Origin of the sequence: Marinobacter sp. NFXS11, assembly GCF_040148675.1 — a bacterium.
Taxonomy (GTDB): domain Bacteria; phylum Pseudomonadota; class Gammaproteobacteria; order Pseudomonadales; family Oleiphilaceae; genus Marinobacter.
In genome coordinates this window covers 181,778-195,723 of sequence record NZ_JAGDDV010000002.1, presented here as the reverse complement: position 1 = coordinate 195,723, position 13,946 = coordinate 181,778, and the positions used below count along the sequence as shown (strand labels likewise).

13 protein-coding genes are annotated in these 13,946 nt (G+C 58.2%); 4 read left to right on the top strand and 9 right to left on the bottom strand.

Annotated features, from left to right (window positions below; translation table 11 throughout):
• Window positions 1-11: 11 nt before the first annotated feature.
• The 6 genes from J3362_RS10030 to J3362_RS10005 form a co-directional block, all read right to left on the bottom strand.
• A complete protein-coding gene (locus J3362_RS10030; protein WP_349519445.1) occupies window positions 12-1,136 on the bottom strand; it encodes an NAD(P)/FAD-dependent oxidoreductase in 1,125 nt (374 codons plus the stop codon).
• Entirely contained in the window at window positions 1,136-2,449 is a 1,314-nt protein-coding gene (locus tag J3362_RS10025; protein WP_349519443.1) for a class I SAM-dependent methyltransferase, read from the bottom strand. Before J3362_RS10025 ends, J3362_RS10030 begins: the two co-directional genes overlap by 1 nt.
• 224 nt (window positions 2,450-2,673) lie before the next feature.
• Window positions 2,674-3,969, bottom strand: a complete 1,296-nt coding sequence (locus J3362_RS10020) for a TRAP transporter large permease (protein WP_349519442.1) — start codon at window positions 3,967-3,969, stop codon at window positions 2,674-2,676.
• Window positions 3,966-4,511 carry a TRAP transporter small permease subunit gene (locus J3362_RS10015; RefSeq protein ID WP_349519440.1) on the bottom strand — a complete coding sequence of 182 codons (546 nt, stop codon included), beginning with the start codon at window positions 4,509-4,511 and terminating at the stop codon, window positions 3,966-3,968. The genes J3362_RS10020 and J3362_RS10015 overlap by 4 nt, the downstream gene beginning before the upstream one ends.
• Window positions 4,512-4,613: 102 nt before the next feature.
• Complete coding sequence (locus J3362_RS10010; RefSeq protein ID WP_349519438.1) at window positions 4,614-5,690, bottom strand: TRAP transporter substrate-binding protein; 1,077 nt, start codon at window positions 5,688-5,690, stop codon at window positions 4,614-4,616.
• 145 nt (window positions 5,691-5,835) lie between these two features.
• A complete protein-coding gene (locus tag J3362_RS10005; protein ID WP_349519436.1) occupies window positions 5,836-6,294 on the bottom strand; it encodes an ATPase in 459 nt (152 codons plus the stop codon).
• Between the two features lie 118 nt (window positions 6,295-6,412).
• Between J3362_RS10005 and J3362_RS10000 the strand changes: the two genes are divergently transcribed.
• Complete coding sequence (locus tag J3362_RS10000; protein WP_349519434.1) at window positions 6,413-7,480, top strand: beta-N-acetylglucosaminidase domain-containing protein; 1,068 nt, start codon at window positions 6,413-6,415, stop codon at window positions 7,478-7,480.
• Window positions 7,481-7,489: 9 nt separating this feature from the next.
• Here J3362_RS10000 and J3362_RS09995 read toward each other — a convergent pair whose 3' ends face one another.
• Complete coding sequence (locus tag J3362_RS09995) at window positions 7,490-8,200, bottom strand: SIMPL domain-containing protein (protein WP_349519432.1); 711 nt, start codon at window positions 8,198-8,200, stop codon at window positions 7,490-7,492.
• A 116-nt stretch (window positions 8,201-8,316) separates the two neighbouring features.
• Between J3362_RS09995 and J3362_RS09990 the strand changes: the two genes are divergently transcribed.
• Window positions 8,317-8,850 (top strand): macro domain-containing protein, encoded by a 534-nt coding sequence (locus tag J3362_RS09990; protein WP_349519430.1) that lies wholly within the window; start codon window positions 8,317-8,319, stop codon window positions 8,848-8,850.
• 9 nt (window positions 8,851-8,859) lie between these two features.
• Here J3362_RS09990 and J3362_RS09985 read toward each other — a convergent pair whose 3' ends face one another.
• Window positions 8,860-9,861: a ChaN family lipoprotein gene (locus J3362_RS09985; RefSeq protein WP_349519428.1), complete on the bottom strand. Its 1,002-nt coding sequence runs from the start codon at window positions 9,859-9,861 to the stop codon at window positions 8,860-8,862.
• Window positions 9,862-9,883: 22 nt separating this feature from the next.
• Window positions 9,884-10,063: a ribbon-helix-helix protein gene (locus J3362_RS09980; protein WP_349519426.1), complete on the bottom strand. Its 180-nt coding sequence runs from the start codon at window positions 10,061-10,063 to the stop codon at window positions 9,884-9,886.
• A gap of 112 nt (window positions 10,064-10,175) precedes the next feature.
• Between J3362_RS09980 and dauA the strand changes: the two genes are divergently transcribed.
• Both dauA and J3362_RS09970 read left to right on the top strand, forming a co-directional pair.
• Entirely contained in the window at window positions 10,176-11,927 is a 1,752-nt protein-coding gene (gene dauA / locus J3362_RS09975) for a C4-dicarboxylic acid transporter DauA (protein ID WP_349519424.1), read from the top strand.
• Window positions 11,928-11,998: 71 nt separating this feature from the next.
• Entirely contained in the window at window positions 11,999-13,945 is a 1,947-nt protein-coding gene (locus J3362_RS09970; RefSeq protein WP_349519422.1) for a CASTOR/POLLUX-related putative ion channel, read from the top strand.
• The last annotated feature ends 1 nt before the right edge of the window (window position 13,946 follow it).

The following is a 13,946-nucleotide window of genomic DNA, read 5'->3' as shown; positions in this document are numbered from 1 at the left end:
GTTGTCCGCGGTCACACAGCGACTTGCAGTGGTGGAACCTGCTGGTGCAGGAACCACTTCTCTGTAACCACCTTGCGGGTAAACCAGTGGGAGCGCATCAGGCTGCTGGCCAGAGGCATCTTGACCCAGTCAGGAACCTGCCAGCCCTGGTCTGCCTCGGAGGCGCGAGTGCCGAAGCGTTCGGCAATGGCATCACCGTAGATCTGCAGGGAGGAGGCGGAATAGTCGGTGGCCTCGCGAAGCACATCGGCTGCCAGAAGGGCGGACTCGATCGCCGGCCGGATACCCTCGCCACTCTGGGTGTAGGCAAGGCCGGCGGCGTCGCCAACCAGTATCACCCCGTCGTCCACCAGGGGTCTGTCGGCATGGGCGTAGAGCAGATAGGCGTGCCCCTTGAAGCGTCCGGGCAGGTCCTGTGGAATCCGACCGGTGGATTTCATTTCCTCAACAAACGCTTCCAGATGCCCCGTCAGTTTGTGGTTGTCTTCCCGGCCCAGGCCAATATTCAGGAAATTGCCTTTACGGAACACCCAGGCATAGCCTTTGAGGTCCCGACAGAACCAGAGTTCGGGCGTATCGCCCCGGGCCTGGCAGGCTGAAGCCTGTTCCGGTGTCATTTCAAATTCAACCTCTTTGGCCGCCACAACGGTTTCATGGCCACCGGGGCCATCCCCCAGCAATCGTGCAACCGGGCAGAAGTGACCGCCGGCACCGACAATAAGAGGCGCTTCCCAGGTGCCATTGACGACCCAGTTGCCGTCTTTACGAACGATGGATTTGACCGGCGTGGCCAGCTGTTTTGGAGTGTTGACGCGGCTGAGCAGGTAGTCGTCAAACTCACACCGGCGAATACCATAGCTGACCACATCGCTGTGATCGTTCTCCACGGCTGGCTGGCCCATCATCCCGATGCGAAAACGCCGGATGGGTTGCAGAGTTCGGCCGTCCGAGTATTCCTCCGGGTCAATCTTCAGGGTCTCCATCACGGCAGGCGTAACCCAGCCTGCGCAGGTTTTGTCCCTGGGAAAGTCCTGTTTATCAATGATCAGCACTTTTTTGCCGGTGTTTTCGAGGGCGCTGGCCAGGGTGGATCCGGCAGGGCCGGCCCCAACGATGATCAGGTCGTAGTAGTCCATCAGGCCTCCTCGGGTGCTGCAGGAAAGTCGTAAAGATCCCGTCTGTTCCGGGGCAGTTTGTTATTGTCACCATGGCTAAAGACCACCTGGAACAGCTGCAGAGAACCTGCCCGGAAGGCAGCGATGGAACCGGCCAGATACATGCGCCAGGCCCGGGTGAAGTGGCCGTCGTACATGGCAGTGACCTTGTCTTCGTTCTGGTTGAAGCGCTCCATCCAGTGACTCAGGGTATGGGCGTAATGCAGGCGCAGGTTCTCGACGTCCAGGACTGAAAAATCACCGTGCTCACAGATCTGCATGAATTCGCCGATGCTCGGCGGATAGGCGCCCGGGAAGATGCGTTTCTCGATCCATGCGTTCATCAGCATCGGGCGGTTGCGGCCAATGCTGTGCAGCAGGGCAATGCCGTCAGGCTTGAGGCTGCGTTTGATCAGCTCGGACAGGGCCTCGTAATTCTCTTTACCCACATGCTCAAGCATGCCGATGGATACGAAGGCGTCGTATTGCCCGCTGATGTTCCGGTAATCGTCCTCGACATACGTTACCAGATGATCAAGCTTCTGCTTGCGAGCTTCTTCACGGGCAAACGCGAGCTGTTCCCTGGAGATGTTGTAGGAATGGACCTTCACGCCGTAATTGCGGGCCATGTAGCGGGCCAGCCCACCCCAGCCGCAGCCGGCCTCGACCACGGTCATGCCCGGTTTTAGCCGGAGTTTGCGGCAAACGTGCTCGAGTTTGGCTAGCTGGGCCTGTTCAAGACTCAGATCCGGCGTCTCGTAGTAGGCGCAGGTGTACTGCATTTCGGCGCTGTCCAGCCAGAGCTGGTAGAACTCGTTGCCCAGATCGTAGTGGTGGTGAATGTTTTCCTTGGCTTCCGGGATGCTGGTGGATCGGGGGTTGTGGTTGCGCCACAGGGCCTCCAGCCATTTCGGCCACTTCTGGCGTGCCTGGTGAACGGACCGGTAGAGGGTTTCCATCAGATCCGGCAGATCGCCTTCCACCTCCAGGCGACCGCCGCTGTAAAGGTCTCCGAACGCCAGGTTGGGATTGGTTACCAGTGCGTATAGGGCTTTGGGGTCGGTCAGATGCAGGGTGAACTGCGAGTGTTGGCCCTCCGGTTCGATCACATCGCCGTTCCAGAGCCGGAAGCGCAGCGGTGGTGATCCTGCCATCCGCATGAGCTTGGCTATCAGCCAGCGCTCGTAAGTGTGCGGTGACCGGTCCACATGGGTATTTTCCAGTGGCAGGGTCAGAACGTGGCTTTTGGATTCTTGCCCGTTGTCACGGGTTTTCTGGGCAGTGCTCTGGTTCATGGACTCCGCTCTCCCTTGATAACCTCAACATCAATGTTTTGTCTATGCGCGCGCGCCAGGGTTCCCGAATACCAGTCTGAGAATCGCCGGTTGTCCGTTCAGTATAGAAAACAGTGAGATTTTGTCAGGTTGACTGAAAATAGAGGAAGACTATTGGAAGGATAGTGAAGAGCGAGAATGGACGGATAAATAATGCCGGGCCAAGGGGCCCGGCATTATTCAGGTCAATATGAGGAGCTCATACCAAACCATTCAGGGAAAATCACAATCAGCGCCAGCACGAACATCTGTATCAGGATGAAGGGCAGTACGCCTTTATAGATATCCGTCGTTCGTACCTGCGGCGGTGCAACGCCTTTGAGGTAGAACAACGAGAACCCGAACGGTGGCGTCAGGAAGCTCGTTTGCAGGTTCATGGCGATCAGGATAGCGAACCAGAGCATGTTGATGCCCATGGCTTCCGCCACCGGGGCAAGGATCGGCACAATGATGAAGGAGATTTCAACGAAGTCGATGAAGAAACCCAGCACCAGGATGACTGCCATAGCCAGAATGATGAAGCCCCACTTGTCGCCGGGCAGCTGGAGCAGCCACTCTTCCAGCAGGTAGTCCCCACCGGTGTAGCTGAATACCATGGAGAAGGCAGTGGCACCGATCAGGATCGCGAAGACCATGGCGGTCACCTTGACCGTATCCTTGGATGCATCCCATACCATCTTGAAGGAGAACTGGCGGTAGATGATCGCCAGAACCACGGCGCCAACGCCACCCAGAGCGGATGACTCGGTTGGTGTGGCAATGCCGGTGAAGATCGAGCCCAGAACCACCACAATCAATGCCAGCGGCGGGATGATCGCCAACAGCGCATTGAAGATTTCCTTTTTCCGGGACACGCCTGGTTCATCCGGCATGGCCGGCGCGGTTTCAGGCTTCAGTCTGGTCAGCACCAGGATATACACGATGTACAGTCCGACCAATACAACGCCGGGCCAGACCGCGGCCTTGAACAGATCCCCAACCGGAAGGCCAAGGACATCGCCCAGAATAATGAGGATGATGGATGGCGGCACGATCTGACCGAGGGTGCCGGATGCACAGATGGTACCGGTGGCCAACCTCTTGTCGTATTTATGCGCCAGCATGACCGGCAGCGAGATCAGGCCCATGGCAACCACGCTGGCGCCCACGACACCGGTAGAGGCGGCCAGCAGTGCACCGACAAGAATGGTCGAGATAGCCAGGCCACCGGGCAGGCCACCGAACAGACGTCCCATGGATGTCAGCAGTTGTTCCGCCAGTCTCGTGCGTTGGAGCACCACACCCATGAATATAAACAGCGGCACTGCCATCAGGACCGTGTTCTGCATCACGCTCATGATGCGATAGGGCATGAAGGCAAAGAGATCCATGCCCTCAGCGAAAATTCCGAAAAACAGTGCAACGCCACCGAAGGTGAATGCAACCGGGAAGCCCAGCATAAGCATCAGCAGGGCCACACCGAACATAATCATACCGATCATGCGAGGCCTCCTCCGCTGTGCTCACCTTCATATTCCTTGTCCCCCGCCATCACTCGCACGGCATAGGTCGCCATATTGAGGCCGGCAATACCGATGAAGACGGCACTGACAGGAATGACGGATTTGATAATCCAGCGGTGCGGCAGCCCGCCCGGATCACCGCTACCTTCGCCCATGCTGTAGGAGTCGAGGGCGAAATCGTAGCCGTAAATGCCGATCAGATAAGCGAATGGAATGACGAAAATGAAGGCGCCAACAAGGTTGACCCAGGCTTTGGCCTTGTTGCTCCATTTGGTGTAGAAGACGTCGACCCGAACATGACCATCCGTGCGCAATGCGTAGGGAATACCCAGCAGGAACACCACAGAATAGAGGTGCCACTCCATTTCCTGCATGCCGATTGAAACGTTGTTAAAAGCGTAGCGGGCCACTACGTCGTAAAAGACGTTGGCTGCCATCAGTATCATCGCGACACAGGCAACCCAGCCACAGAAGATGGACACCCGGGCAAGCCCGTCGTCCAGTTTGATAATCCACCGCATTGATGATCCCCCGCCAGACGGACTGGCGCTTTTATCCGTTGCTATAAACGACAAAACCGGGATCACTCAAAGAGCGATCCCGGCTCCGTTACAGCCTATATCTTACTCGACTTCGGCCATGGTGTTGAGGTAGGCGCGCTCAGAAATGTCTGTGTAGGCGCGACTCTTCTCAAGGTAGTTTTGCTGGGATTCGATAATCTTCGCAGCCATTTCACTACCTTCGGCGGCTTCGTCAAGCAGCTTTTTGTTGGCAGCGTACATGGCGTCGAACACGTCATCCGGGAACTGTTTGATCTGTACGTTCGGATACTCTTCCTTGATGTTGGCCCAGGCTTCAGCGTTAGCGTGCTGTGACTGAACGAGCATGTCGTAGGAAGCAGTGCGCATGGCAACGCGCATGATTTCCTGCAGGTCCGCCGGCAGCTTGTCCCAAACGCGCTTGTTCACAAGGAACTGGAGCTCGGTCGCAGGCTCATGCCAGCCGGTGTAGTAGTAGTCGGCGATCTGCTGGAAGCCAAGACGCAAGTCCAGGGCAGGACCTACCCACTCAACGGCATCGATGGTGTTACGTTCCAGGGCAGTGTAAAGCTCGCCCGGAGCGATGTTGGTCGGGTTAACGCCAACTTCTGCGAACACTTCACCAGCGAAGCCTGGGATGCGCATCTTCAGACCCTTCAGGTCGTCAATGGAGTTGATTTCCTTGCGGAACCAGCCACCCATCTGAACGCCAGTGTTACCACCCGGGAACGACAGCATGTTGTGCGGCTCGTAGACTTCCTGCATCAGCTCCATGCCACCGCCATGATAGAACCACGCATACTGTTCCATGGCAATCATGCCGAACGGCATGCTGGTGAAGAACAGGGTCTCGGGAACCTTGCCTTTCCAGTAGTAGGATGCGGAATGGCCCATGTCGTACTGACCAGCCTTGACCATATCAAACACGCCCAGCGGGGCTTTGTGCTTGTTGGCGGAATCGATGCGGACTTTCAGGCGTCCGTCAGACATTTTCTCGACGGTTTCGGCGAAGCGCTTGGTGGTGTCACCGAAAATCGGGAAGTTTGGCCCCCAGGTTTCTGCGAGGCGGAGTGTGAAGGTGTCTTGGGCGAGCGCCTGCGAGGAGGCAAAGGTTGTTGCCACAGCCAGCACAGCCGCGGAAAGAACAGAACGGATCTTCATTGCTCTTCTATCCTCTTATCTTTTTTGTGGGTCGAGCGTCCCCCCTTTTGGGGAAAATCACTCTTAATGCTAGTTCACGTTAGCAATTATCGTTAACAAACGAAATCAAAAACCGCTTGGTGTACGACCTTGGTCGTACGGCGGATCAGAGGTCGTCCATGCGGCTGATCTGGCTCGACAGGCGCATAGCCTCATGCTCCTCAAGGCTGAGGAGATCCTCAAGCAAGGTCTTGGCCTCGGGAATCTCAGCCTTGCCAATAAGAGAGTCGTAGAGATCCATGACCTGGTCATGGAACTGGAAAATCTCCCTGGCAATATCCTGAAAGCTCATTGAGGCGTAGTGCGTGTAGGAGTCTGCACTGGCCCTGATCGGTTTGTGGTTCAGGTAGTCGTACATGCGGGTTTTCAGGGCTTTCGGGTCAGCCTGTTTCTCGAATTCCTGCACGGTTTTCTCGAGTATGTTCTCGTGACTGGCCACATAGTCGAGCAGGGCGCTGGCTCGCTCGTCGTTGTTGAGCTTGGCGGACTCCTTCAGGCACCTTGCAAGATGCGCGTGCAGTTGCCTCGTCCACTCGATGAGGTCCTCGAACGTCTTAATTTCCATTGAGTTGCTCCTTGTCGGGCAGTTCGGTTGTAGTTGGCTTTACCGGTAAGTCTAGTCAAACTTGGAGGTTACAGGGTACCTGAACCGGGCCCGGGAACCAGCGGAGCGGAAATCGGCCATGGCAACGAAACTCGGTATTATTGAAGGATTTTACGGCCCCATGTGGACCTGGCAGGAGCGGCGGCAACTGGTTCGCACCCTGGCGCCCCATGGTTACGGATTTTATCTCTATGCCCCGAAGGCCGATGTTTTTCTGCGTCGCAAGTGGCAGCAGCCGCACCCGCCGGCGATGGCCGCGGAGCTGGCCGATTTCTCGCGCTTTTGCCGTAGCGAAGGCGTTCGTTTTGGTGTCGGCCTGAGTCCCTTCGAGGTGTTCAACCGGTTTGACGACGAGGCCAGGGCGGCGCTGGCAGAAAAACTCGCCCTGCTGGAGCGCATTGGAATAGATGAGCTGGCGATTCTGTTCGATGACATGCGGTCAGACACTCCGGACCTTGCTGGTACCCAGGCGGACATTGTGCACTGGGTCCGTGACCGCACCTCGATCAAACAGCTGAGCGTCTGTCCCAGCTATTATTCCGATGATCCGGTTCTCGACCGCGTGTTCGGGGAGCGTCCGGCGGATTATCTGGAGACGCTCGGGCGCAAGCTGGACCTCTCGGTGGACGTGTTCTGGACCGGAGAGGAAGTGTGTTCCCGGGAAGTGTCACCCGGCCATCTGAAACGTGTCGGAGACCTGCTTGGCCGCAAGCCGGTGCTCTGGGACAACTACCCGGTCAACGACGGCGACCGGATGTCGCAACATCTGCACCTGCGAGCCTTCACCGGGCGACCGGCGGCCAACGCGGCGCACCTTGCCGGCCATGGTATCAATCCGGCCCTACAGCCAACGCTGACGGCCATCCCGGCTATCACGCTGGCGGAGTCCTACCGCCTGGGGCCCTCTTATCAATATGCACAGGCGTTCCGCCATGTCGCCCGCGAGGTGCTGGGCAGGGAGTTGGCAACGCAGCTGCATGCGGATTTGCTGGTGCTACAGGACGCTGGCCTGGGCCGGATCAGTGATGAAAAACGCCAGAGCCTTCAGCATACCTACGATGCCTTTGAGCACCCTGCAGCCAACGAGATTCTGCGCTGGCTGGCGGGTGAATATCAGGTGACCGATGAGATGGTGGCCACGCAGTAGGCGGTCGGCCTACCGAAGGTAATATTCGACGGTTGAGACTACCCGAACGGTTTTTACCGGCTGTTGCTGCTCCATGATGCCCGGCGCCTGATCCCGGGCCAGAATCTGGAAAACGCCCTGATTGGCGCGTCGCAGCCCCCCGAGTTCCGCTTTCGCATCCTGGGCGAACTGGTCGGCAGCTTCCCGGGCCGATGCAGTGGCCTCGGCAATCATCTCCGGCTTGATGTCGTTGAGCCCGTTAAATACGTAGGTCGGGCCGGACGGGCCGTAGTCCGAAGACAGCACCACTCCGGAGTCCACCAGTTCACTGACACCCTGGGCGGCCTGCCGGATTCGGTCGATGTCTGTGCTGCGCACCATCAGCGTCTGGCTGATGATGAACTTCTGCTCTCCGTTGTTGGGCTGGTAGGGGTTGGCCCGGGTATCGGTGACATCCAGGCGCTGGAGTTCGACCGCATTCTGGTCAATGGCCTGCAGTTTGAGGAACGCCATGATCGCGTCCCGGCTGCTTCTGGCTCTTTCCTGGGCCTCACTCAGTGAGGCGCCGGTGGCGACAAAGCGGATGGGCCACAAGGCCAGACCGGCATTCACTTCCCGTTCAGCCACGCCTTTAACGGTCACGTAGCGGTCGCCGGTACGCAGATCCGTCAGGCCATTGCCAATCAGGGCGGCAGAAATGATGGCACTGACGCCGAGAATCACTGAGGCAAAAAGTTTCATGGGGTGTCCCTGTGTTACGTCACCGGAATGTTCCGGAAAGCGTCCGGTGTCTGGCTGCTATCCTGAGGTCATGGTCAAGATTAGCGTTTCACGCCCCAAGCGAAAAGGAAGGAAACATGACGGTTGTGAAAGTTGAGTGCATCAGAGGAAACATTGCTGAACAGCAGGATATGGATGTGATCGTCAATGCCGCCAACGCCGAACTGTTGCCAGGGAGTGGCGTGGCAGGCGCCATACACAGCGCCGCCGGACCGGGGCTGGCAGAGGAATGCCGGGCTCTGGCGCCGATCAGGCCGGGGCAGGCAGCCATAAGCTCGGCTCACGAGCTGCCAAACCAGCACGTAATCCATTGTCTGGGGCCGGTTTACGGGGTCGACGAGCCATCCGACCGTTTGCTGGCCGAGTGTTTCAGAAATGCCCTGTTGCTGGCAGATCGGCATAAGCTGACTTCCATCGCTTTTCCTGCCATCTCCACCGGGGTTTTCGGCTATCCACTGCAGGATGCGGCGGCAGTGGCCATGAAGGCGGTGTCTGACACGCTGGCGGAGCTCAACTCTGTTCGCCTTGTCCGGTTTGTGCTGTTCAGCGACGAGGACCGGAAGGTGTTTGAACAGGCTCTTGAGTTGGAATCGGGCCTGTCAGGCCGGTAGCCGGCCGTTTCAGTCACAACTTTTGTCGGTCGAGCGGCGAAAGCGGGCTGTCATCGCCTCACGTTCCCGCTGGGCGTCCCGGAATTCGTCGGGCAGAGGCTGGATAAAGTAGATGAAATCACCCTTGGCGCGATTATTCTCCAGGGGCGCTTCGTTGACGTCCGAAGGCCAGAACGCCGGGCTTGCGACGGCAACCGAGATTTCCGGCGCGCGCTGTTTCAGAAGCGCCACGGTGCCCAGGCCATTTTCACTGTGAAAGGTGCCAGTCACGTGCAGTACTTTGTGCTCCGGGTGCTCTGTCCGCGCCTGAAGAATACGTGTTGCCATGGTGTTGTCCCTGAGCAACTGGGCCTTGTAGGTGTTGTCCATACGCTCGCTCATGGTGTCGTCTGCCTGGTGGCTGGCACCGATGGCCGCCATGAACTTTTCCCGGTATTCCGGGGTGTCCATGAAGGGAGTGGCGGGTAATTTCTGTCTCAAGGTGTCTGAAATACGGTCAAGATAGCCCGGGCCCTTGCGGCCAACGCAGCGGACCACGTCGGCCGGCGCATTGGAGGCGATCACCGGAAGGTCGTGCCGGCGTGCAAACTCCACCAATGGACGATAGGAGGCACGGTAATTGTCCCAGGCTTCGGCGTCTTCGATCATTTCGGTTTCGCCAGTCTCTCCCCGCAGATAACGGTTCAACTCGTCCTGACGATCCAGGTTGAACTGCTCCATGCTGAGAATCTGCTCCGGCCGCAGCCGAAACAGGGCGCTCAGAAGCCGGGATTGCAGAAGGTGTGAGCCATGGTGCCCGTGGTATTCCCCGACAACCACAACATCGACGTCGGCCAGTTGCTGCGCCAGTTCTTCCGGAGTCAGGGCGGTCTTGTTTGCCGGGTTTACCAGCAGGGCATCGTACTGGGTTTGCGGAGCCGTATTCAGCGTGTCGGGGGCTTTCGATGAAGTGCACCCGTTCATAACAGACAGAGTGGCAAACAGCAGGATTGGCGCGATAGGTTTCATCATAGTCTTTACGCAATGAACCCCGTCAGGATTTCTTTTTACGCTCTTCCCGCCAGTCCGATCCCAGTCTTTCTTCCACGTATTCCCGAATAAACTGGCGTACCTTCTGGGATGGCGTCACATCCTCCTGCTTGCACAGTTCTTCAAAGGCGGCCTTTTTCTCGGGATCGATCAGTAACGTCAGGCGGGCAGTGCGGTTTTCCATTGGGTTCTTCTTTACCTCGGGTGGCTTTCGATGATGTTAACCATATTAACATTGAATGTAGATATAATGAGCATATAATTAGTCGTTAAAAGTTGCAATTAACGAGTCACTCATGCCGCATCGTGCCCACCTTTTTTCTCTCCGGATGGCCCACGCATTCCGGGAAGCGTGTATTGATGAGCCCTACCGGGGCCGCCGTTTCCTGCGCGATGTGATGGCCGGTTTGACGGTGGGCATTATTGCCATACCCCTGGCCATGGCATTGGCGATCGCCAGTGGTGTTGCACCCCAGTACGGCCTCTACACCGCCATTATTGCCGGGTTCGTGATCGCATTGACCGGTGGCAGCCGGTTCAGCATCTCCGGCCCTACCGCTGCTTTCGTTGTCATTCTGTACCCCATCGCCCAGAGCTATGGACTGGGTGGTCTGCTTTTGGCGACCCTGATGTCGGGCGTTTTGCTGATTCTGATGGCCCTGATGCGCCTGGGTCGTTTTATCGAGTACATTCCAGAATCGGTAACCCTGGGATTTACCGGGGGGATCGCAGTGGTGATTGCTACCCTGCAGATCCGGGATTTTCTGGGCCTTCAGGTTAGCGATATGCCCGAGCATTACTGGGACAAGCTGGCCATGCTGGCAGGTGGGCTGCCGGAATTTGATGGTATGAGTACCTTGGTGGCCGGTGTCACCCTTGCCTGCATGCTGCTCTGGCCACGCCTGAAAACCCCGGTGCCCCCGCATCTGCCGGCCGTGGTGATCGGAAGCCTGCTTGCACTCTGGTTGAATGCCCAGGGTGCTGCTATCGATACCATTGGTTCAAGATTCAGTTATCTCTTGCCGGACGGCACCAAGGGGGCGGGTATTCCGCCGTTCTTGCCGGAATTCGCCTGGCCGTGGCAGCGGGCCGGGGCATCGGGCGAACCTGTTGGACTGTCATGGTCTCTGGTCCGGGATCTGCTGCCGGCAGCCTTTGCCATCGCCATGCTTGGTGCCATCGAGTCCCTGCTGTGTGCCGTGGTGCTTGATGGCATGACAGGCAAGCGCCACAGCGCCAACAGCGAGCTGATGGGGCAGGGCCTTGGCAACATCATCACGCCGTTTTTCGGCGGTATTACCGCGACGGCCGCCATTGCTCGCTCGGCCGCCAATTACCGCGCCGGCGCCGAGTCGCCGGTCTCCGCAATGGTTCATTCTCTGGTGGTGTTGCTGGCGCTGGTTTCACTGGCGAGCCTTCTGGCGTATCTGCCCATGCCAGCCATGGCGGCTCTTCTGATTATAGTGGCCTGGAATATGAGTGAGGCGCCCAAGTCGCTGCACCTGCTGAAAACGGCTCCACGCAGCGACATTCTGGTTTTTGTCACCTGCTTTTCGCTCACGGTGTTGCTGGACATGGTGATTGCCATCACCACCGGGGTTTTGCTGGCGGCGGTCCTGTTCATGCGGGAAATGGCGCAGATGACCAGGGTCACGGATATTACCCTCAGCAAGCGAATTGCTGGCTCCCCTCTGCCCGAGGGTTGGCAGGTGTTCAAGATCAATGGCCCACTCTTTTTTGCTGCAGCCGACCGGATTTTCGGGGAGCTGGCGGTGCTGTCCCGGAATGCCCGGGGATTCATTCTCTACATGGACGGCGTTACGATTCTCGATGCCGGGGGGCTGTCAGCCCTGAACAAGCTCGTCGCCACCTGTGAACGGGACGGCACGCAGATGGTCATTGCCGATCTCCAGTTCCAGCCGTTGAGAACCCTCGCCCGCGCCGGTGTCAAGCCGGTGCCCGGCGTTAGCCGCTATACTTCTTCACTGGAAGACGCCTTACGCCTGATCAGTCAACCCGCACCTGAATTTGATCAGCCCTCCAGTTAAGACATTGATTCTTAAAATTTCCGGATGGTTTACCCTTAGGCGGTGAGAATACTCCGAAAAAGAGGAATACCATGCTGCCTTTCCGGCTGATCGACCGAGTGAAATTCATACTGGAACGCCAACTCGTAAAGGGAGCGGGGTTTCAGCTTCTTGTGGTCGCTGTGTTTATCGGCCTGATCTCGCTGATCGGCGGCCTTTTGGTGGTTCCTCAGGGCGGGGACTTCGAAGAGCCCGGCTCGGCCATCTGGTGGGCTTTCCTGAGGCTGACCGATCCCGGCTACCTTGGGGACGATGTAGGGACCTGGCAGCGCTTCGTCTCCACCCTGCTGACCATCAGTGGCTATGTGGTGTTCATGGGTACCCTGGTGGCCATCCTGACCCGTTGGTTGATTGCCAAAATGGCGGACCTCGAGCGGGGTCTCACACCGGTGACTCTTAAAAACCATGTGGTGGTGCTGGGCTGGACCAGTCAGACTTTGCCGCTGCTATCCGAGTTGTTGGGCTCCAGTGGCCGGATGAAACGTTTTTTGGAAAAACACGATGCCCAGAAGCTGAACCTTGTCGTGTTGTCGGAAGACGCCTCTGCGGCCCAGGTGCATGAGCTGCGCAGCGAGCCGGGTATCGGGCGCAGAGCCCGCCAGATCATCCTGCGTTCAGGGTCGGCAATCCAGCCGGATGCCCTGCATCGGGTGGCTTGCCTGGAGGCTGCTGCGGTCATCGTTCCCAGCGCAGCCCATGAGGCTGGCAGCCTGGTGACGTCGGATGTGGAAACGGTCAAGGCGCTGCTTTCCATTGCCGCCCAGGCAAGGCATTTTCAGTCTTCATTGCCGTTTGTGGTGGCCGAGATCCAGGATGTCCGCAAGCTCCCGGTGATAGAGCGGGCCTACCCCGGGGCCGTGGAGGTCGTGGCTGGCGATGCCACCATCAGTCGCCTGATGGTGCAGAACATTCTTCATCCTGGCCTGTCGGAAGTGTTCAACGAACTGCTCACCGCCGGTGAGGGGAACGAGATCTATATCCGTGGAGGCGAGTCGCTGGCAGGCATGACGCTGGGCGAGCTGGCAGCCGCCCGGCCCGAGGTTATTGTGCTGGGGCTTTTGAAGCCGGGCAGCTCAGGATGGGACGTCCAGTTGTTGGCGCCCTCAGACTCACCCATTGCATCGGCCGATCGGGTGGTCATCATGGCCCGGGATTACTCCGAGACGGAGCCAAATACCAAAAAGGCAGCCTTGCCAGAGCTCGTGAGAGGACAAGCGGTGCGCGTTGACCGGCCCGCCGCCCAGATGAATCACCGGGTTCTGGTGTTGGGCTGGAACCGACGGGTGCCCAGCCTGATCGCGGAATTCCTGAGCTACGGACACCGTCATTTTGAAGTGGATCTGGTTTCCGTGGTTCCGAAAATCGAGCGGGAACAGGCCATTGCCCAGTACGTTAATAATGCCGAACGCCTGACCTGTCGACATCTCGAGGCGGACTACATGGTGGAGGGGGAGCTGCGCCGGATTGGGCCGGCGGGCTACGATACCGTGATCCTGCTGAGCAGCGACCGACTGGCCTCAGGCGAAGAGGCCGATGCCCGGGCAATGGTGGGTTATCTCCAGCTTGAGGACATCCTGGCCGATTCTGCCCGAAGGCCACAGCTGATTATGGAACTGAGCGATCCTGACAACCGGCACCTGTTGGATGGACACCAGAGTGAGATGATGATCAGCCCCATGATTCTGAGTCATGTTTTGGCCCAGGTGGCGTTGCGGCGGGAGCTCCGCATCGTGCTGGATGAACTGTTCACGGTTGGCGGTGCCGAGATCCAGTTCCGGGATCCGGCGGATTACCCTTTGCCCGCCAGTGCAACGTTTCAGGTGCTGGAAAAGACGGTGGCCTCCGAAGGTGAGCTGGCGCTCGGGATATTTCGGCACCGTGCCAATGAAAGCGGGCGCCACCTGCAACTGAACCCGCCCCGCAAAGACTACCTCGAGTTGCAGCCGGGTGACCGGCTGGTCGTGCTTTGCCTGACCTGAT

Excerpts from the sequence above, each read along its gene's own strand:
- J3362_RS10030 (WP_349519445.1), bottom strand. The coding sequence starts at position 1,136 with ATGGACTACTACGACCTGATCATCGTTGGGGCCGGCCCTGCCGGATCC.
- J3362_RS10025 (WP_349519443.1), bottom strand. The coding sequence starts at position 2,449 with ATGAACCAGAGCACTGCCCAGAAAACCCGTGACAACGGGCAAGAATCC.
- J3362_RS10020 (WP_349519442.1), bottom strand. The coding sequence starts at position 3,969 with ATGATCGGTATGATTATGTTCGGTGTGGCCCTGCTGATGCTTATGCTG.
- J3362_RS10015 (WP_349519440.1), bottom strand. The coding sequence starts at position 4,511 with ATGCGGTGGATTATCAAACTGGACGACGGGCTTGCCCGGGTGTCCATC.
- J3362_RS10010 (WP_349519438.1), bottom strand. The coding sequence starts at position 5,690 with ATGAAGATCCGTTCTGTTCTTTCCGCGGCTGTGCTGGCTGTGGCAACA.
- J3362_RS10005 (WP_349519436.1), bottom strand. The coding sequence starts at position 6,294 with ATGGAAATTAAGACGTTCGAGGACCTCATCGAGTGGACGAGGCAACTG.
- J3362_RS10000 (WP_349519434.1), top strand. The coding sequence starts at position 6,413 with ATGGCAACGAAACTCGGTATTATTGAAGGATTTTACGGCCCCATGTGG.
- J3362_RS09995 (WP_349519432.1), bottom strand. The coding sequence starts at position 8,200 with ATGAAACTTTTTGCCTCAGTGATTCTCGGCGTCAGTGCCATCATTTCT.
- J3362_RS09990 (WP_349519430.1), top strand. The coding sequence starts at position 8,317 with ATGACGGTTGTGAAAGTTGAGTGCATCAGAGGAAACATTGCTGAACAG.
- J3362_RS09985 (WP_349519428.1), bottom strand. The coding sequence starts at position 9,861 with ATGATGAAACCTATCGCGCCAATCCTGCTGTTTGCCACTCTGTCTGTT.
- J3362_RS09980 (WP_349519426.1), bottom strand. The coding sequence starts at position 10,063 with ATGGAAAACCGCACTGCCCGCCTGACGTTACTGATCGATCCCGAGAAA.
- dauA (WP_349519424.1), top strand. The coding sequence starts at position 10,176 with ATGCCGCATCGTGCCCACCTTTTTTCTCTCCGGATGGCCCACGCATTC.
- J3362_RS09970 (WP_349519422.1), top strand. The coding sequence starts at position 11,999 with ATGCTGCCTTTCCGGCTGATCGACCGAGTGAAATTCATACTGGAACGC.